This is a genomic window from uncultured Ferrimonas sp. (assembly GCF_947489035.1).
Taxonomy (GTDB): domain Bacteria; phylum Pseudomonadota; class Gammaproteobacteria; order Enterobacterales; family Shewanellaceae; genus Ferrimonas.
Genome location: NZ_CANLCI010000006.1, coordinates 24,376 through 41,989 on the forward strand (window position 1 = coordinate 24,376; position 17,614 = coordinate 41,989).

A 17,614-nucleotide genomic window follows, 5' to 3' on the forward strand; every position below is an offset into this window, starting at 1 on the left:
CGCCCCCTTAGCCCAAGCTTCAGCTTATGTGTCCCTATGGCCATTCACCGCGCTGTCGCCCTCGCGCATACAACAGCGGCGATAACAAAGCGCAGAGGCAACTTAGTTGCCTGCCACCATCATCGATTCCAGCAAAATGGGGCCGGCCGCTAGCGAGTGGCGTGGGTCCACATCGCTGCCCATCGCCACCATGTTGCGGTACATCTCTTTCAAATTACCGGCAATGGTGATCTCATGTACTGGGAATTGGATCTCGCCATTTTCAACCCAGAAACCTGCCGCCCCACGGGAATAATCACCGGTCACACCGTTAACCCCTTGGCCCATCATCTCGGTCACGTAGAGGCCAGTACCCAACTGTTTTAGCATCGCACTGAGATCGCCGCCATTGCGGCTCAGCTCCCAGTTGTAGATCCCCCCAGCGTGGCCGGTGTTGGCCATGCCTAAACGGCGGGCGGAATACGCGGTCAGCAGGTAGGTATCAAGCACTCCGTCGGTGATGATGTTACGCGCTTGGGTGGCCACCCCTTCGCCATCGAACATCGCCGAGGCCAACGCACCACGGCGGTGCGGATCTTCATGGATGTTCAACCATTGCGGGAACAGCTGTTGGCCGATGGCGTCTTTTAAGAAGCTGGCGTTGCGATACAAGCTGGCCCCACTGATGGCACCAATCAGGTGGCCAATCAGCCCCACCGATTGCGCCGCACTGAACAGCACCGGCACCTGACAGGTATCCACTTTACGGGCACCCAAACGGGCGGCGGTTTCCAAACCGGCTTGGCGGCCCACCACTTCAGGGCTAAGCAGATCGCTAAAGTTACGCGCCACACTGTAGTCGTAATCCCGTTCCATCCCCTGGGCATCTTGGCCAATGGCGACACAAGAGAGGCTATGGCGCGAACTGCAACCGCTGCCGATAAAGCCGTGGCTGTTGCCGTAAACTTTAACGCTTTCATGGCTGTTGATGGTGGCGCCATCGGAGTTAACAATGCGCGAGTCTGCCGCCATTGCGGCTTTTTCTGCGCGCGCCGCCAGCGCGACCGCTTGTTGGGGATCAATGTCGTGGGGGTGGTAGAGATCCAGATCCGCCAGATCCGTTGCCATTTGGCTCGCTTCCGCCAAGCCGTTGTATTGATCGGCGCTGGTTTGGCCCGCAATGGTGGCTGCTGCCTTTACCGCAGCGCGAATGGCGTCGTCGGACAGATCCGAGGTTGAGGCATTGCCTTTGCAGCCATCGCGGTATACCGAGATCCCTAAGGCGCCATCTTTATTAAATTCAACGGTTTCAACTTCGCCCAAGCGGGTTGAAACGGACAACCCCTGCTGTTTTTGTACCGCCACTTCGGCGCCATCAAGCCCCAAGCCAGCGGCCACTTCCAATGCACGACCTACGGCCTGCTCCAACTCTGCGCGTTGCAGCGCTAAACGCTCACTCATCAGGGGGTTGCTCTGAATAATTATCAAAACCACAGCATAGCAAAGTGGCTGTGCAGAACCCACAGCCAGCGGGCGATTGCGGCGGACTAATTGCGATGGCGGTGATCTGGGCAGTCACAATCAGCGGCACTTTTTGCTACACTCCCCGCTTTTAGCCTCGGAGCCGCCCAAGATGGCCAATAATCACGACACTGAAGACGATTGGATCAGTAAAACCCAGCTTAAGCGGGAAGCCGAGCACATCCAAAAACTGGGTGAAGAGTTACTGGATCTGAATCCCGGTCAGTTGGCGAAGGTGCCACTGGATGAAGACTTAGCCGCCGCCTTGGCGCTGGCGCACAAGATCCGCAACAAGAACGAAGCGTACCGTCGTCAACGTCAGTACATCGGCAAGTTGATGCGCAGCCGGGATATCGAACCGATTGAAGTGGCGCTGAACATCTTCCGCAACGAAAGTGCACTGGCGAACCAACGCTTTCAAAATTTGGAAGCGCTGCGCGATAAGCTGATCGCCGGGGGCAACGATGCCCTGCAACAGGCGCTGCAGGAACACCCCGAGCTTAGCGAAGAGATGCAGCGCCTGCGCCAGCTGATCCGCCAAGCCGCCAAAGAGCAAAGCCAAAACAAGCCACCGAAATCAAGCCGTGAGCTGTTTAAACTGCTGCGCGAGCTGCTGCTCGACTCCCGCAGCAGTTAAGCTTGCTTAGCGCGGCGTAATAAAAGCCACGCCAACAAGCCCCAGGCCACTGCCTGACCCCACAGGGTCAGGTGGTGCCATACCAAAGCCGATTCCGGCGCCCCCAATTGATTCAGCAAGATCATCCCCTGCATCATCGGTTGCGATGGCACCAGCCCCCACAGCAGCAACCACGGCCACGCCAAGCCACTGCTGGGCCAAATAAAGCCTGCACTGAACATCAACGGCATCGCACTTAACAACACCATCTGCGCCAAGCTCTCACGCCGTTGAAACAAACAGCCCAGCACAATCGCCAAACTGAAGGTGGCCAACCAGAAGGGGATCAACAGCCCCCAGACGCTCGCCGTTGTCGCCAGCAGATCCACCTGATACCAACGTAACAACGGCCCTAAGTACAGCGCGCCCGCCAGCACAAACGGCGGCAGCCACAACGCAGCCAACACCGTACCCAAGCGCCCGCCCCCTTGCGCCACTAACGCGGGTTGCTGACGTAACCGCACCGTCGTCAGGCCAACGCACAGCAGCAGTAACTGATGCAGGATTAACACAAACAACCCCGGCAACATGTAATCGAGGTAACCCATTTTAAGGTTGCTCGACGGCGCAACGTTCAGCTGTACCCCGCCAACAGCACTGGCTTGACCCGCCATTCGCTGCCGAGCCAGTTGCACTTCGCCACTGAGCACACGGCTGGCTTTCGAGACGGCTTCAGCCACCACCCCATAAGCCAAAAAGTAATGGGCATCGGCCGCCACCACCACCGTGGCGCTGCCGCCTTGGCGCAGATCCCGAGCAAAGCCCGCCGGCACCAGCACCAGCCCTTGTGCCGCACCGGCTTTCACTTGCGCTAAAGCCGACGCTTCCGATCCCAACTGCGCCACCAGCTGCACACCGGGGCTGGCTTGCAACGCTCGCACCAGCTGGCGGCTGCTGCTGCTGTTATCCAGATCCACCAACACCACCGCCTGCTCGGTGGCCACTTGGTTCATGTAGGGCAAGGGGTACAACACCGCATACAGCAGCAAGCCAACCACAAAGGTTAACCGCACCGCCTGATCCGCCAGCACCTGCTGCCCCAATTGGCGCCATAATGCGCCCCAACTCATTGCAGCTTGCGCCATAACATCACCAAAATAGGAAGCGGCAACAGCAGCGGCCATAACGACCACCACTCCAGTACCGCGCTGGCACGATAGTGCTGCAGCAACGGCAGATAATGGCTGGAGGGGATCAACTGCCCCCACCACTGGGCGCCCAATGGCATATCCGCCGTTGGCATGGTCACCCCCATATAGGCGAAGGCAGGGCTGAGCAACGCCGCCGCCGTGCTGGCTTGCTGAGTTGCCTCGCGGCCACTGCGGTGCAGTAACAGCGCCAACAGCAACAGCGGCAGCAACATCGGTAAGCTCGCCAACCACAATGGCCACCACGGAGCCCCTGTAGGCAGTGCCAACAGCGGCAACATCAGCGCCATGCCTACCGCCGCCAGCAACGCCTGCCACAGCAACAATCCGGTTAACTGCTGCTTAGTGCTGCCGCGCGGGGCGGGGCGCTGCAGCAGATTCAGCATCGACAACAGCGCACACAGCTGCCATGCCGCCAGCGCTAACGGCGGCAGCAAAAATTGGGCGTAATCCAAACCGCGATTAAACAGCGGCGTAAATTGCACCTGCACCGGATTAAGCTGATCGCCGGTGGCGGCCAGGGGAAGCCCTTTAGCCGCCAACGCCAATTGCGCGGGCTGTTGCAACGTGGCCGCCAGCGCTTGCTGTAACGGCGTTAATAACCGCCGTGCCATCAGCAGGTAGGTGCCGTTGTAACGCAGCTCAATCGTGGGGCGCAGGCCATGGCGCAGATCGGCGCTGAACCCAGCGGGGATCTGCACCAAGGCGTAGCTTTCGCCCCGGCGCAACGACTGCACCGCACTGGCGCGATCCGGATAACTGTGCAGCTGCGCCGCTGGGGTAGCCGCCAACGCCCGACCAATGCTGCGGCTTAGGCTGCTGTGATCTTCATCGACCAAGGCCACGGTCAGATCCGTGGGGCTGCGCGGTGAAAACACGCTGTACAGCAGCACCACCAACAGCACCGGCGCCAGCAGCAACACAAACCCTTGCCACGGCTCGCGCCGCAACCACAAGATCATGGTGTTGGCTCAATGATCGCGGTCATGCCCGCACGTAATCCAACAATCTGCCCCTGCGGTCGCAGTTCCACTTCGAAGGTGCGCAGATCAAAATCGGCGCCGCTTTCGGTGGCGCGCCACGTGGCAAAATCACCCTGCACCGCTTTGTAAGCCACGGTAAAAGGCAGCCGTTGCTGCAGCGCCGGCAGGTACACCTGCACCGTGGCACCATCGACAAACTGCTGCAACTTATCTTCCCGCACTTGGAACAGCGCCCACGCGTCGTTCATGTCGGTTAGGGTTAACACTGGGAAGCCCCGTGGCACCAATTCCCCTTGGTGCAGCATCACCGCACTGACTTCGCCACTGCGTGGCGCGCGGATCTGCATGTCGGCCAACACCGCTTTTACCTCGGCCAGTTGCGCCACCGCGGCATCCGCTTGCCCTTGTGCCGCTTGGCGGGTTTCTAAGCGCGCGCCCTCTTGCGCCATTTCATGCAACGCCTTGGCGGCACTGGCTTGGTGCAATGCCGCTTGCCAGCGGGCATAGGCTTCATCGCGTTTCTGCTGTGCCATCACCCCTTCATCAAACAACACCGTAATCCGTTGGTAGGTTGCCTGCGCCAATTGCTGCGCCGCTTGGGCGCGCTGCCAATCATCAAACGCCGCTTGGATCTGCTGCTTGCGGGCACCGCTGTCGGCTTCTTGCTTGATCGCAGTGGCGGCATTCACGCCCGCTTGCGCCTGTTGAAAGCGCGCCTCAAGTTCGGGGCTGTCTAAACGATACAGTTCGTCACCGGCCTGTACCTGATCGCCACGACGCACATGCAGCTGCGCTAAACGACCACCGGCTTTGGAGGATATTTGGTACTGCCGCGCTTCGATCTGCCCCTGCAGTAACGTTGGCGCCGGTTGGTAGGCGTGCTGAAAAGCCAAGCCACTGAGCCCGGCCAGCAGCGCAACCGCAATGGTGCCAATCACAATTTGTTGCCGCTTCATTGATGGATATCCTTAACTGCGCTGTCGGTTAACAACGGCTGAAAATCGCCGCCGAGGCTGAGCACTTGCGCGCGCGCCACGAGGTATTGGTATTGGGCCTTAGCTTGGCCAAGCTGGGCGGCGGTGAGGCTTTGATCCGCATCCACCAGTTGCAACGAGGTGGCCAGCCCTTGCTGAAACGCCAGTTGCCGCAAACGGCGGTTTTCAGTGGCCAAGGCGATGGTGCTGTTATAGGCCTGATATTCATAGCGCGCCTGTGCCATCGCTTGATGCTGCGATTGCAACAACAACAGCAGATCTTGCTTGGCTTGTTGACGACGGTAACGCGCTTCTAATTCCGCGCTTTTGGCTGCCTGCAGGCGACCGCTGCGGCCGTCGTTGGCAAACAACGGCATGCTAAAGCGAATGCCCACAAACCATTCGGGTTCCAGCTCGGCTAATACACTGCCGTCGTCCAGCAACGAGTAACTGCCAAACAGCCCCAAACTGGGCTGATAGCGACCTCGTTCGGCGTCGATCTGGCTGCGAGCTTGGCGTTGCTTGGCATCAAACAACAATAACGCCGGGTGCTGGTTGCCCACCTGCGCTTGCAGCGACGCCAAAGATGGCAACAGCAATGGCGCTTGATAGGGTTGCGGCTGCACCTGCGGCTGCTGCAGCAAGCTGTCGAGGGCGTAACTGGCAAGGGTTAACTGATGCTGCGCCGCTTGGCCATTCACCTTGGCCTGATCCAATGCCACTTGGGCATTCAATCGTTCCACTTCGGCGATCTGCCCCTGTTTAGCCAGCAGACTGGCGTGATGCAGATGGGTTTGACGCGCGTCGATCTGCTGTTGCCGTAGCTGGGTCAGTTGCTGCGCTAACACCACCGAATAGTAACGCTGTACCAACAGATTAAACTGCTCGCGGCGGCGGATCTGCAGCTGCTGTAAACTGGCCTCGTATTCCGCCTGTTTGATCCGCTGCGCGGCCTCGATGCGGCCGCCCGCGTACAGCGGAAAACTGCCGGTCAGTGAACTGCGGTAGATCTGCCGTTCGGTCAGATCAAAGGCCGGCAGCTCGATCGCCGGAAAGCCCGGGATGCCTAGGTCAATCGGCTGATCCAGCTCCAACCGCAGTGGCTTTTCCATCTGCATGTAGCTGCCGCTCAGCGCCACACTGGGCAAGCCCAGATCGGCAGCGGCATCGCGGCCACCCAGCGCCCGCTGATTCACCTGACGCTCCGCCGCCAGCAAGGCGCTGTGCTTGTCCAGCTGTTGCCACGCTTGGGCCAACGTCCAAGTTGCGGCCGTGGTTGGTGTGGCAAAAAGTAAGCTTGGCAGCAGCGTTAATAGCGCAGTGCCAATCCGTGTAGGCCATCTCATGGCTGCCCTCGGCAAGAAAATTGTAGAGTATAAACTCTAGCCATTGTATCAGCGTGACCGTTACTCAGCGAACAGCTGTTGCCCGTAAAGCGATCTGACTGAGTACCTAATAGAAAAAAAGCGAGCATATTGCTCGCTTTTATCGAAGAAGTGTTGCGTTAGGCGGTGCCGCCAACGGTAAGCTTATCCAACTTCAAGCTCGGCTGGCCTACCCCAACGGGGACGCTTTGGCCCTCTTTGCCGCACACCCCAACGCCGTTATCCAGCGCCAGATCGTTGCCCACCATCGAGATGGTTTGCATCGCATCAACGCCGTTGCCAATTAAGGTGGCGCCTTTGATTGGCTGCTTCAATTCGCCGTGTTCAATCAGGTAGGCTTCGCTGGCTGAGAACACAAACTTGCCGCTGGTGATGTCGACTTGGCCGCCGCCAAAGTTGGGGGCGTAAATGCCCCGTTCCACCGACGCGATGATGTCGCTTGGGCTGCTTTGGCCTGCCAGCATGTAGGTGTTGGTCATCCGTGGCATCGGCAGATGGGCGTATGATTCGCGACGGCCGTTGCCGGTGGCGGCCACGCCCATCAAGCGCGCATTCAGCTTATCCTGCATGTAGCCTTTTAAGATGCCGTTTTCAATCAGCACGGTGTTCTGGCTTGGGGTTCCCTCGTCATCCACCGTTAAGCTGCCACGGCGATCCGCCAAGGTGCCATCATCAACAATGGTGCACAGTTCGGAACACACTTGCTCGCCAACGCGGCCAGAGAACAGCGACGATCCCTTACGGTTAAAGTCGCCTTCCAAACCGTGGCCTACCGCTTCATGCAGCAGCACTCCTGGCCAACCTGGGCCCAACACCACCGGCATCTCACCCGCCGGGGCGTCGATCGCTTCGAGGTTAACGCTGGCCTGTCGTACCGCTTCACGACACAGCTCGAAGGCTTCCAGTTTGCCATCGCTGCCCAGTTGCAACAGCGACTCGTAACCGTAGCGGCCCCCCATGCCGGCCGAGCCGCGCTCACGCTCTTCCCCTTCGGTCATGATCACCGAACAGTTGAGGCGGATCAGCGGGCGAATGTCGGTGGCTAAGGTGCCATCGGAGCCCGCCACTAAGATCTGTTCATAGACACCGCTCAGGCTCACCACCACTTGGGTCACGCGCGGATCCAGTTCGCGCACATAAGCGTCCATCTCGCGCAGCAGATTGAGCTTCGCTTCGGCGGCCATCGCATCGATCGGATCCGTGGCTTGGTAACGGGATTGCATCTGCTGACGGGCCAAGGCATTCACCTTGCCGTTGGCGCCGGCCGCGGCAATGCCACGGGCGGCTTCGGCGGATTGCTTCAACGCCAGCGGGCTGATCTCATCCGCGTAGGCAAAGCCGGTTTTCTCACCGCTGATGGCGCGCACACCAAGCCCTTGCTCGATGTTAAAGCTGCCCTCTTTAACGATGCCATCTTCCAGCACCCAAGTTTCATGCTTACTGGATTGCAGGTAAACATCGGCATAATCCAGCTGGTGCTGGTGCATCTGTGCCAGCGCCAGCTCTAAGCTGTCGCAGTTCAGTTCGGCAGGCGTCAACAACGACGCGGCAACGGTATTAAAACTCATGATTCCTCTTGTATTCGCTCAACCGCCACAGTGCGGCGGTGCTGCAGAACCGGCATGTTTGCGCGGAGCTGCGGGATCCGTTCCAGCGCCAATTGGGCGCTGATCCAGCCCTCCCCAGTGGGGCGCTGGGCAATAATATCGCCCCAAGGATCAATCAGCATTGATTGCCCCCAGGTTTGTCGGCCATCGCCGTGGCTGCCCCATTGGTTGGCAGCCACCACGAAGCACTGATTTTCAATGGCACGCGCTTGCAGCAATGGCTGCCAATGCGCTTGACCGGTGCGGGCGGTAAACGCACTGGGCAGCACCAATACGTCCATCTCGGCGGCGGCCAATTGGCTTAACGCCGCTGCAAAGCGCACATCGTAGCACACCGCCATGCCGATGCGCCCAATGGCCGTTTCCACCACCACCAAGCGATCGCCTGGATGGGTGTGCTTACTCTCTTGGTAGTCGCTGCCATCCCCAACCTCGGCATCAAACAGATGCACCTTATCGTAGCGAGCCAAGCCCGTGCCATCCGGCCCAAACAACCAGCTGCTGGCGTATGCGCGGCCATCCGCCGCTTGCACCGGCACCGTGCCCGCCACTAAATAACAGTGGTGGGCTTTGGCCAACTGCGCCAGCCGCTGTTGCCAATAACCGCTGCCGCTGGGCTCGGCATCTTGATGCCATGGTTGGCCTTGGCCGAAGTGCAGACAGGCTTCTGGCAGCACCAGCAGCGCATTGTGGCTGGCAGCCCCCAGTTGCTGCACAAAGGCTTCAATGCGGCTGAAGTTATGGCTGGGGCTGTGCTGGCTGGTCAGTTGTAATAGGTGGCACTGCATCCGCTGGCTCCTTGTCGGCAATGTTCGCCGCATCCTGCGGCGCTAACGGTAATGGGGCAGGTTGTGATGGGCCGCTGCCCTGCGGCTGTGCCGATTGGGCGGCGCTGGATTGCGCCTGCGGCTCGGCGGCGGGCTGCGGCTCAGCGCTGGGCTCACTGGCAGGATCGTTGCTCGGCGCGGGGCGGATCTCAACGTTGCGTTTCAGGCGCTCCACCTCTTCCAGTTTAGGATCGTCCAAGGTGCCGCTCAGGTGATAACGCAGCTGGGTGATCACCTCAATCACGGGTTCAAGCAGCTTGGTCACCGCAAAGGCACCCAGCCCAACCGCCCAGGTGCCGGTGCTTAAGTACACCACCGCCGGTAAGCTCGACGCCACCGCCGGAGAGAAACTCAATTGGTAATCCAATTGGCGGCTGTGCAGATCGGTCCAACCGGCCACTTTCAACACCCCAGCGTTGCTGTCCATCCGCGCGTTGTCGGTGGTGGCAACGCCGTTGTTCAGGTGCAGATCGGCACTGAATTTTTCAAAGTGCATGCCACTGCCAAACACATCCGAGAAATCCAGCGCCAACTTGCGTACCAACGATTCCAAGCTGAACAGCGACAGTAATCGAGTGCCCCGATCCGACACCTGCTTTAAGCGGCCTTCGGTCATGGTAAAGCTGAACTCGCCATCAATGCGGCGCGGCACCAGCTGCCACGGGGCGCCATCCCAGCTCAGCTCAAAGTCCATGTTGGCTTTGGCGTCTTCGATCGACGCTTCCAGCCCTAAGCGACGCAGCATGTCGTCGCTTTTTTCACTGTTAAAGCTGCCGTTTAAGCGGGTGCGACTGGTTTGCCCTTGGGGCAACCACAGCCCTTGGGCGCGCAAACGATGCTGCGCTGGCCCCAACTCTAACGCCGCAATGCGGTAATGATTGCCTTCTACGGCGCCGCGAAAGCTCACCGGCCCCAGCTGCATGCCATCCACCTGCAGCGTATCCATGGCGATGGTCATGGCCGGTAACTGGCCGATGTCGCTGGCCAGCGCAGCCACAAAGGGCTCGGCTGCCGTGGTCGCAGCAGAGCTTACGGTGTCTGTGTCTGTGTCTGTGTCTGTGTCTGTGTCTGCAGGCTCAGCGCCGTAGCGGAAAAAGCCGGCGTCTATCGCCACCGCAACCTGCTGCTCTGCCGCCGTAATTTGCGCGCGGGCATCGGTGCGATCGGTATCCAGCTGCAGCAGCCAGCCGTCATCATTGGGCTGGGCAGTCAGCTGCCCTGCCCCTAGAGGCAATTGATACAGCTGCAGCTGCGGGGTGCTTAACGTCACCTGCGCCAGCGGCGCAAACCAACGGCGATTATTGGCTGCGGCATCCGCATCCGTTGTGCCGTGCTGCCGTTCTCGTTCGTCACTGAAAGCGCTGATCAGCGGCAACCACGGCTGCAAGCTGATTTGGTCGCTCTGCCAGCGTACTTGGCCGCCCTCGTTCGTTGGCAACACCAGCGATTTCGGCTGCAACGCCAGCAAGTACCGATTGAACAGCGTGGGCGTTTGGTAATCCATCGCGCCGATAAAGCCCAGCTGCCGTTCCAGCTCAAGCTCAACCTGCCCTTGCTGGTTGTCTCCCAACACCCGCAGCTGCAGCGCCGTTTCCGTGGCGCTGGCTTTGCCCAGCGGCGCAGGCAGATCGATGCCAAGGCCGAGCAGATCCGAACGTAATTCGCCGGTGTAGCTGAAGCCGTCGCGATCCACCAGCAGACCAATCTCGCCATTAAGGTTGGCGCCACCGCTTAAGAACGGCGTCAACGGAGTGTCCAGTTGCGCTGGCAATCGGGCCAACTGCCACTGGCTGGTTAAACCAATGTCGATGCCGTAGCCAGCCTCTTGCGCTTGCCCGGTTAACGACACCTGCGCGGGCTGGTTAAACAGGTTCACCATCAGGTTATCGGCCCAGATCCGGTTGCGATCAAAATGCAGTTCGCCGCGCACCTGTTCCAGCCCCAGTTTTAACGGCGCCAGCCAAAAGTCGTGGTTCCACAGGGTAACGGTGCCATTGATGGTGGGGGGCAGATCCCGCACCGCGGGGCCAAGGTTAAAGCCCAGGTCCAGTTTGAGCGGCAACGGCTGTTTCGGCTGCAACAGCGCCAAGGTGCCGCCAACGGAGCGGTCGAGGAACGTGTCGGCCAACACACTTTGGGCTTGGGCGGCAGTGGGGCTAACTTGGCCATTGATCCACAACTGGCTGCCCTGCCCCAACGCTGGGATCACCACGCTTATCTGTTCCAGCGGCAGTTGCGCCAACTGCCCCTGCTGCAGTTGCAGATCCATGATCGCGTTTTCAAATCGAGCCGCAACGGTCGCTTCGGTGACCGCCGGCCAGTCCGGTAAAAATTCAAATTGCAGCTGCTCCATGGTGAACCCCACCAAGAAGCGCCCTTGCTGTTCGGCGTAGGGAAACTGATCCAGCGCGCCATGCCACACCAGTTGGCCATCGCTAAACCGACCCGCTTGGATCGCACCGCCAAGGTAATCGGCCAGCTTGCTGCCCATCACCCGCGGCAAGTAGTTATTCACCTCGCGGCCATCGGCTACCTGCAGCTGCCCCGCCAGTTGCAACTGCGGGGATTGTTGTGCTGGCAGCTGCAGCGCGGCGTGCAGATCCACATTAACGTGGTTGTTGTGCAGTTGCAGCTGCTCCAATCGCAGTACCGAGCCCTGCGCTTGCGGCAACCATTGCCCCTGCAGTTGCAGCCGTTGCAGTTGCAGCGGTTGTGGCAGCTGTTGCGGCCAATCTAATCCGAACTGATTGCTGGCCAGGCTGACGCTGGCCCAATCGCCTTGCCACCGCAGTAAGCCACTGAGGCCACGCACTCCAGGCAGCTGGCCCTGCTGTTGCCACGCCAATTCACTGAAGGGCAGCTGCAGCTGCCATTGCTGCTGGTGTTGCTGTGCAGTCAGCGGGCCAATGAGGCCACTGGCGCTGCTGCGCAACAGATCCGCTCGCAGCGATTCGGTTAAGTTCGGCAATAAGCTGAGCAGCGGCTTGATCCCATCCAGTGGCACCGCATCCAGCTGCAACGACAGTTCATCTTCGCGCTGTTGCAACTGCAATGCGGTGACAGGCCACGGCTGGTTGTCGGTACTCAGTTGCAGTTGATTGCTGCCCAGTTGCCAGCCAGTACTGTTTGGCCGCCAAACAAAGCTGCCTTGGTCAATCTGCAGCTGATGTTGCTGTTGATCCTGCCAACGGAAGCGACTGCCATCGAGTTGCCACTGCGCTTGCAACAGCCCCCGCTCAGTGAAGCTCAGCCAGCTTTCAAGATTAAGAACCCCAGCGTAGTGGCTGCCGCTAGGCTGCAGGTGGCGCAGCATCCAGTCGCCCAGATCCAACTGCGCCGCTTGCAGGTACGCTCGGCCGTGGAAGCGCTCGGCGTCGCTTTGCTGCAGCTCTAATGACAGCTGCAGCTGTTCGTTATCTTGTCGCGACTGATCCAGATAGATGGTGCCTTGGCCGAGGTGACGTTGGCCGCGGTTGCGCCATTGCCACTGCGCCAGATGAATCGGGGGGTATTGGTGTTGGTTTAGCGTCAGATCAACGCGGATGTTGGCCAGCTCGAACTGGTCAATTTGTTGCAGCAGTAAGGTGCGCAGCGGCGTCAGTCGCGCAAGGTCGAAGTTGCTGTCGCCGCCACTGTCGAGGCGAAGCCCAAGGTGAACGCCATCGATGATCAGATCATCAAACTGCGGCTCGAGCGTCAGCAGCGAATTCCAAAAATCGAGCTTCAGTTCAACCAGCTCGATATCTAACGTTACCGGCAACGCCGTTTGCGCCGGTAACGATAACCCGCGCATCAACAGATGGGGGCCGCTGCGATGCCACTGCGCCCCTAACTCGTCAATCTTAAGCTCGATGCCGTAACGCTGATGCGCTACGTCCGCCAAGTAATCCCGGGCTCCGTCCAACTGCGGCAGCAGTGAACGCACCAGGCTTACCGTCAGTGCCAGTAGCACCAACGCAAGGGCGATGGCGTTCCAGCACAGCCGGCCAGCACGCTGGCCCAGCCGAGCTAAATTCACATCATCACCACATCGAACTTGTCTTGGCTGTACAGCGGCTCAGGTTTCAAGCGCACTCGCTTACCCAAGAACACTTCCAACTCAGCCAAGCTGTGGGCTTCATCGCCAGCCAGCAATTGCTCAACTTGCGGGGCCACGTACACCACAAACTCATCCACTTCGTAGGCTTTGTTGACCCGCATGATCTCGCGGAAGATCTCGTTGCAGACGGTTTCGGCGGTTTTCAACTGGCCGGTGCCACGGCAAGATGGGCACTCGCCACACAGGACGTGCTCAAGGCTTTCGCGGGTGCGTTTGCGGGTCATCTCAACCAAGCCCAGCTGCGACAAACCGCTGATGCTGGTTTTGACCCGATCTTGCGCCAACGCCAGCTCCAAACCGTGCAAGACTCGCTGTTTATGATCCTCTGACACCATGTCGATAAAATCGATGATGATGATCCCCCCCAAGTTCCGCAGCCGCAGCTGGCGCGCGATCGCTTGGGTCGCTTCTTGGTTGGTGTTGAAGATGGTCTCTTCCAGATTCCGGTGGCCAACAAAGGCGCCGGTGTTGATGTCGATGGTGGTCATCGCTTCGGTCTGATCGATGATCAGGTAACCGCCGGATTTCAGCTCCACTTTGCGCTGCAGCGCTCGCTGAATCTCGTTCTCAACATCAAACAGATCGAAGATCGGCGCCTTGCCACGGTACAGCTCAAGCCCCGCGCTCAGCTCTGGGGTAAACTCGGCCACAAACTCTTTCAGTTCGTTGAATTCGGTTTCCGAGTCGACCTGCACCCGATCCAAGGTGCACACCGCCAGATCGCGCACAATCCGCAGCGGCAGCGACGGCTCTTCGTACAACAGCGACACGGGGTTTTTCTTGCTGGTTGCTGGGCGCTTGCTGCGCTCCTGCACCTTGCGCCAAATGCGGCGTAAAAAGGCGGCGTCGTGGGCCAGCTCGATTTCCGAGGCGCTGTCAGCAGCGGTACGAATAATAAAGCCGCCATCGCTATCCACAAACTGACCCACGATCGACTTCAATCGATCCCGCTCGCGCGAGTCTTCCACCCGCTGCGACACGCCCACGTGGGCGGAATCCGGCATAAACACCAGATAGCGAGATGGCAGGGTAATGTCGGTGGTTAACCGAGCGCCTTTGGTGCCCAGAGGATCCTTGACCACCTGCACCACAATGTCTTGGCCTTGGCGCACCAAGCTGGCGATGTCTTCGCCGCGAAACTGCTTGGCTTCGGCCACATCAACGCATTCGGTGTGCGGCACGATGTCCGAGGCGTGCAGGAAGGCCGCGCGCTCTTGGCCGATATCCACAAATGCGGCTTGCATCCCTGGTAAGACGCGGGTGACCTTGCCACGGTATATGTTACCGACGATGCCACGCCGCGAACGGCGCTCAATGTGCACCTCTTGCAGCATGCCGTGTTCCACCAGCGCCACTCGGGTTTCCGTTGGCGTGGTGTTGATCAGCAGCTCGGTGCTGATGCCATTACTGATTCTGTTGACCATTGCTTGCGTCATCTACTACTGCTCCGTGGCTGCTGATGCGTTAAGCAACTGTTTGGTTTCCACTAAAGGTAACCCGACTACTGCGGAATAGCTGCCGTTAATTGCCACCACAAAATTTCCGCCCAGCCCCTGAATGCCGTAACTGCCTGCTTTGTCAGCGGGTTCGCCGCTGTGCCAATAAGCGTCAATGTCGGCTTCGGTTAACGGGCAAAATTCCACTTCGGTGTGGATCAATTGGCGTTGGCAGCCGCTGCGTGTGGCCACGGCAATGGCGGTCATCACTTGGTGACGGCGGCCGCTTAAGCCGCGCAACATCGCCTTGGCATCGGCTTCGTCCCGCGGCTTACCGAGGATCTGCCCATCCAACACCACAATGGTGTCCGAGCCTAGCACCTGCACCGGCGCATCGCCCGCCAGCAACGCCAAGCCCGCCTGCGCCTTGCCTTGGGCCAGCCGCAGCACTAAATCCGCCGCGGCTTCACCGGGCAATGGGGTTTCATCCAGCTGCGGAGACAGCAAGTCAAACTGGTAGCCCAGCTGCGCCAACAGCTGTTGCCGCCGTGGCGAGGTCGACGCCAAGTAGAGAGAGTTCATCATTAACGGATCTTAAATCGACGGCGAATTCGGCCCAACAGCCAAAATGCCCAAGGCCATAACGCCGCAGTAAGCAGCGCCGGTTGCAGGTAGGCAAGGCTGATGCTGATGCTGGCGTTACTGAGGTACTCAACCAGGTAGATCACCAACTGAGTGAGCATGGCAAACAGCCCGACTAACAGCAGCTGCTGCACCATGGTGAAGTGGCGCAAGCGCTGGTATTGCACTGCCACCAAAAACGCCACCAGCGACAGCCCTAAGCCGCGCACCCCGAGGGTGCCGCCTAGCAGCACATCCAGCACCACCCCCACCACACAGGCAGAGAGAATATTGAAACGATGGGGCAGAGTCAGTACCCAGTACACCACCGTCAGCAGCACCCAGTCTGGGCGCCAACCTTGCAGCACTTGGGGTAATGGCATCACTTGCAGCAGCACCGCCACCAACAAGGTAAGCCACAGGATCCCGCGGCCAGAGGCGCGTTCGTTATTCACTTTGAGCCTCCTCGTTATGCCACAGCAGCAGCAGGTAGCGGATCCGCTCTAGCTGTGCCGTGGGCTCCGCTTTGATTTGCGCAAACGTCGCCCCTTCGGCCCGCACCACCGAGGTGATCCGTGCCACCGGATAGCCTTCAGGAAAGCGCCCACCCAAGCCGGATGAGGTCAGTAAGTCGCCTTGGCGCAGATCGGTGTTCATCGCCACATTGGGGATGTCCAACAGATTGGTGTGGCCATCGCCGTGGGCAATCGCCCGCACGTCATTGCGGCTGTTCCGCACCGGAATAGCGTGGGTTAAATCGCTGATCAGCAGCACCCGTGCCGTGGCTTGGCTGACTTCAATTACTTGGCCAACCACCCCAAGGCTGTCTAACACCGGCTGGCCTAGATAGACGCTGTCGCCGCTGCCTTTGTTGATCAGCACTTGGTGTTTAAAGGGGTCGTGATCAACCGCCATCACTTCAGCCACCACCCGGCGCGAGTCCACTTTGGTGGGCGAGTCGAGCAGCGCCCGCAGCCGCTGGTTTTCTTGTTCTAAGTGGCTTAACCGCTGCAACCGCTCAGAATTCAGCAACTGTTGCTGCTGCAGCTTGCGGTTGTCTGCCAAGATGCTAGCGCGGCTGGCGACCCGATCGCTCACGCCATCGAACAACGCCGATGGCATCGAAGCAAGGTATTGAATGGGACTGACTACAGTCGCGAGGGTGGAGCGCAGCGGCGCCAGTTGCTGATTAAAAAAAATCAGCCCCAGACAGAACAGCACCGCCATAGTTAGGCGGTACTGCAGTGCGATGCCTCGCAGGAAAAATGGCTTCATCGCCGCGACAATCCTTACTCGTCAGCGAACACATCGCCGCCGTGCATGTCGATCATCTCCAGCGCCTTGCCGCCACCACGGGCCACACAAGTCAGTGGGTCATCGGCCACGACCACCGGAATGCCGGTCTCTTCTTGCAGCAGGCGATCCAGTTCTTTGACAAGGGCACCACCGCCGGTCAACACCATGCCGCGCTCGGAAATGTCCGAAGCCAGTTCTGGTGGCGACTGCTCAAGGGCGGTCATCACCGCAGACACAATGCCGGATAATGGCTCTTGCAGGGCTTCTAGGATTTCGTTGGAGTTCAAGGTGAAGCTGCGTGGCACGCCTTCAGCCAAGTTACGACCGCGCACTTCAATTTCACGCACTTCATCGCCAGGGTAAGCCGATCCGATCTCGTGCTTGATCCGCTCTGCGGTTGCTTCACCAATCAGGCTGCCGTAGTTACGACGCACGTAACTGATGATCGCTTCATCGAACTTGTCGCCACCAATGCGAACCGAGGATGAGTACACCACGCCGTTCAAAGAGATGATCGCCACTTCGGTGGTACCGCCACCAATATCAACCACCATCGAACCGGTGGCTTCAGAAACTGGCAAGCCCGCGCCGATGGCTGCGGCCATGGGTTCGTCAATCAGGTACACCTCGCGGGCGCCTGCGCCCATGGCCGACTCTTTAATGGCACGGCGTTCAACTTGGGTTGAACCGCAAGGAATGCACACCAAGACCCGTGGGCTTGGGCGGAACACGCTGTTGTCGTGTACCTGCTTGATAAAATGCTGCAGCATTTTTTCAGTCACGTAGAAATCGGCGATCACGCCGTCTTTCATTGGTCGAATGGCGCTGATGTTGCCCGGTGTACGGCCCAACATCTGTTTCGCGTCATGACCTACAGCGGCAACGCTTTTAGGACCAGAAGAACGCTCTTGGCGGATGGCCACAACCGAGGGTTCATTCAGGACGATCCCCTGCTCTTTTACGTAGATCAGAGTGTTTGCTGTGCCCAAATCGATGGATAGGTCATTGGAAAACAGACCACGAATTTTCTTAAACATGTACCGTGCCCGTGAGTAAAAACTG

The 17,614-nt window shown here is 59.3% G+C and carries 14 protein-coding genes; 1 reads left to right on the forward strand and 13 read right to left on the reverse strand.

The window, feature by feature from the left end; genetic code table 11:
* Window positions 1-102: 102 nt before the first annotated feature.
* Window positions 103-1,440: a metalloprotease PmbA gene (gene pmbA, locus Q0796_RS05465; RefSeq protein ID WP_298440940.1), complete on the reverse strand. Its 1,338-nt coding sequence runs from the start codon at window positions 1,438-1,440 to the stop codon at window positions 103-105.
* A gap of 172 nt (window positions 1,441-1,612) precedes the next feature.
* On the opposite strand from pmbA, the gene yjgA reads away from it, so the two are divergent.
* Window positions 1,613-2,137: a ribosome biogenesis factor YjgA gene (gene yjgA, locus Q0796_RS05470; RefSeq protein ID WP_298440941.1), complete on the forward strand. Its 525-nt coding sequence runs from the start codon at window positions 1,613-1,615 to the stop codon at window positions 2,135-2,137.
* Here yjgA and Q0796_RS05475 read toward each other — a convergent pair.
* From Q0796_RS05475 to Q0796_RS05530, 12 genes are all read right to left on the reverse strand, one after another.
* Window positions 2,134-3,261 (reverse strand): ABC transporter permease, encoded by a 1,128-nt coding sequence (locus Q0796_RS05475; protein ID WP_298440943.1) that lies wholly within the window; start codon window positions 3,259-3,261, stop codon window positions 2,134-2,136. The genes yjgA and Q0796_RS05475 overlap by 4 nt on opposite strands.
* Window positions 3,243-4,286, reverse strand: a complete 1,044-nt coding sequence (locus Q0796_RS05480) for an ABC transporter permease (protein WP_298440945.1) — start codon at window positions 4,284-4,286, stop codon at window positions 3,243-3,245. The genes Q0796_RS05475 and Q0796_RS05480 overlap by 19 nt, the downstream gene beginning before the upstream one ends.
* Window positions 4,283-5,263: an efflux RND transporter periplasmic adaptor subunit gene (locus Q0796_RS05485; protein WP_298440947.1), complete on the reverse strand. Its 981-nt coding sequence runs from the start codon at window positions 5,261-5,263 to the stop codon at window positions 4,283-4,285. The genes Q0796_RS05480 and Q0796_RS05485 overlap by 4 nt, the downstream gene beginning before the upstream one ends.
* Window positions 5,260-6,627: a TolC family protein gene (locus Q0796_RS05490; RefSeq protein ID WP_298440949.1), complete on the reverse strand. Its 1,368-nt coding sequence runs from the start codon at window positions 6,625-6,627 to the stop codon at window positions 5,260-5,262. Before Q0796_RS05490 ends, Q0796_RS05485 begins: the two co-directional genes overlap by 4 nt.
* A 158-nt stretch (window positions 6,628-6,785) precedes the next feature.
* Complete coding sequence (gene tldD / locus Q0796_RS05495; protein WP_298440951.1) at window positions 6,786-8,234, reverse strand: metalloprotease TldD; 1,449 nt, start codon at window positions 8,232-8,234, stop codon at window positions 6,786-6,788.
* On the reverse strand, window positions 8,231-9,061 hold the full coding sequence (locus Q0796_RS05500) for a carbon-nitrogen hydrolase family protein (protein ID WP_298440953.1): 831 nt from the start codon (window positions 9,059-9,061) through the stop codon (window positions 8,231-8,233). Before Q0796_RS05500 ends, tldD begins: the two co-directional genes overlap by 4 nt.
* On the reverse strand, window positions 9,012-13,118 hold the full coding sequence (locus Q0796_RS05505; protein ID WP_298440954.1) for a YhdP family protein: 4,107 nt from the start codon (window positions 13,116-13,118) through the stop codon (window positions 9,012-9,014). Before Q0796_RS05505 ends, Q0796_RS05500 begins: the two co-directional genes overlap by 50 nt.
* Complete coding sequence (gene rng, locus Q0796_RS05510) at window positions 13,115-14,635, reverse strand: ribonuclease G (RefSeq protein WP_298440956.1); 1,521 nt, start codon at window positions 14,633-14,635, stop codon at window positions 13,115-13,117. The genes Q0796_RS05505 and rng overlap by 4 nt, the downstream gene beginning before the upstream one ends.
* A gap of 3 nt (window positions 14,636-14,638) precedes the next feature.
* On the reverse strand, window positions 14,639-15,217 hold the full coding sequence (locus Q0796_RS05515; RefSeq protein ID WP_298441144.1) for a Maf family protein: 579 nt from the start codon (window positions 15,215-15,217) through the stop codon (window positions 14,639-14,641).
* A gap of 2 nt (window positions 15,218-15,219) precedes the next feature.
* Window positions 15,220-15,711, reverse strand: a complete 492-nt coding sequence (gene mreD, locus Q0796_RS05520; RefSeq protein ID WP_298440958.1) for a rod shape-determining protein MreD — start codon at window positions 15,709-15,711, stop codon at window positions 15,220-15,222.
* On the reverse strand, window positions 15,704-16,531 hold the full coding sequence (gene mreC / locus Q0796_RS05525; RefSeq protein WP_298440960.1) for a rod shape-determining protein MreC: 828 nt from the start codon (window positions 16,529-16,531) through the stop codon (window positions 15,704-15,706). Before mreC ends, mreD begins: the two co-directional genes overlap by 8 nt.
* Before the next feature lie 14 nt (window positions 16,532-16,545).
* Window positions 16,546-17,589 carry a rod shape-determining protein gene (locus Q0796_RS05530; RefSeq protein ID WP_298440962.1) on the reverse strand — a complete coding sequence of 348 codons (1,044 nt, stop codon included), beginning with the start codon at window positions 17,587-17,589 and terminating at the stop codon, window positions 16,546-16,548.
* Between the last annotated feature and the right edge of the window lie 25 nt (window positions 17,590-17,614).

Bases quoted from the DNA above. Each gene is read 5' to 3' on its own strand.
- pmbA (WP_298440940.1), bottom strand. From the start codon at position 1,440: ATGAGTGAGCGTTTAGCGCTGCAACGCGCAGAGTTGGAGCAGGCCGTA.
- yjgA (WP_298440941.1), top strand. From the start codon at position 1,613: ATGGCCAATAATCACGACACTGAAGACGATTGGATCAGTAAAACCCAG.
- Q0796_RS05475 (WP_298440943.1), bottom strand. From the start codon at position 3,261: ATGGCGCAAGCTGCAATGAGTTGGGGCGCATTATGGCGCCAATTGGGG.
- Q0796_RS05480 (WP_298440945.1), bottom strand. From the start codon at position 4,286: ATGATCTTGTGGTTGCGGCGCGAGCCGTGGCAAGGGTTTGTGTTGCTG.
- Q0796_RS05485 (WP_298440947.1), bottom strand. From the start codon at position 5,263: ATGAAGCGGCAACAAATTGTGATTGGCACCATTGCGGTTGCGCTGCTG.
- Q0796_RS05490 (WP_298440949.1), bottom strand. From the start codon at position 6,627: ATGAGATGGCCTACACGGATTGGCACTGCGCTATTAACGCTGCTGCCA.
- tldD (WP_298440951.1), bottom strand. From the start codon at position 8,234: ATGAGTTTTAATACCGTTGCCGCGTCGTTGTTGACGCCTGCCGAACTG.
- Q0796_RS05500 (WP_298440953.1), bottom strand. From the start codon at position 9,061: ATGCAGTGCCACCTATTACAACTGACCAGCCAGCACAGCCCCAGCCAT.
- rng (WP_298440956.1), bottom strand. From the start codon at position 14,635: ATGACGCAAGCAATGGTCAACAGAATCAGTAATGGCATCAGCACCGAG.
- Q0796_RS05515 (WP_298441144.1), bottom strand. From the start codon at position 15,217: ATGAACTCTCTCTACTTGGCGTCGACCTCGCCACGGCGGCAACAGCTG.
- mreC (WP_298440960.1), bottom strand. From the start codon at position 16,531: ATGAAGCCATTTTTCCTGCGAGGCATCGCACTGCAGTACCGCCTAACT.
- Q0796_RS05530 (WP_298440962.1), bottom strand. From the start codon at position 17,589: ATGTTTAAGAAAATTCGTGGTCTGTTTTCCAATGACCTATCCATCGAT.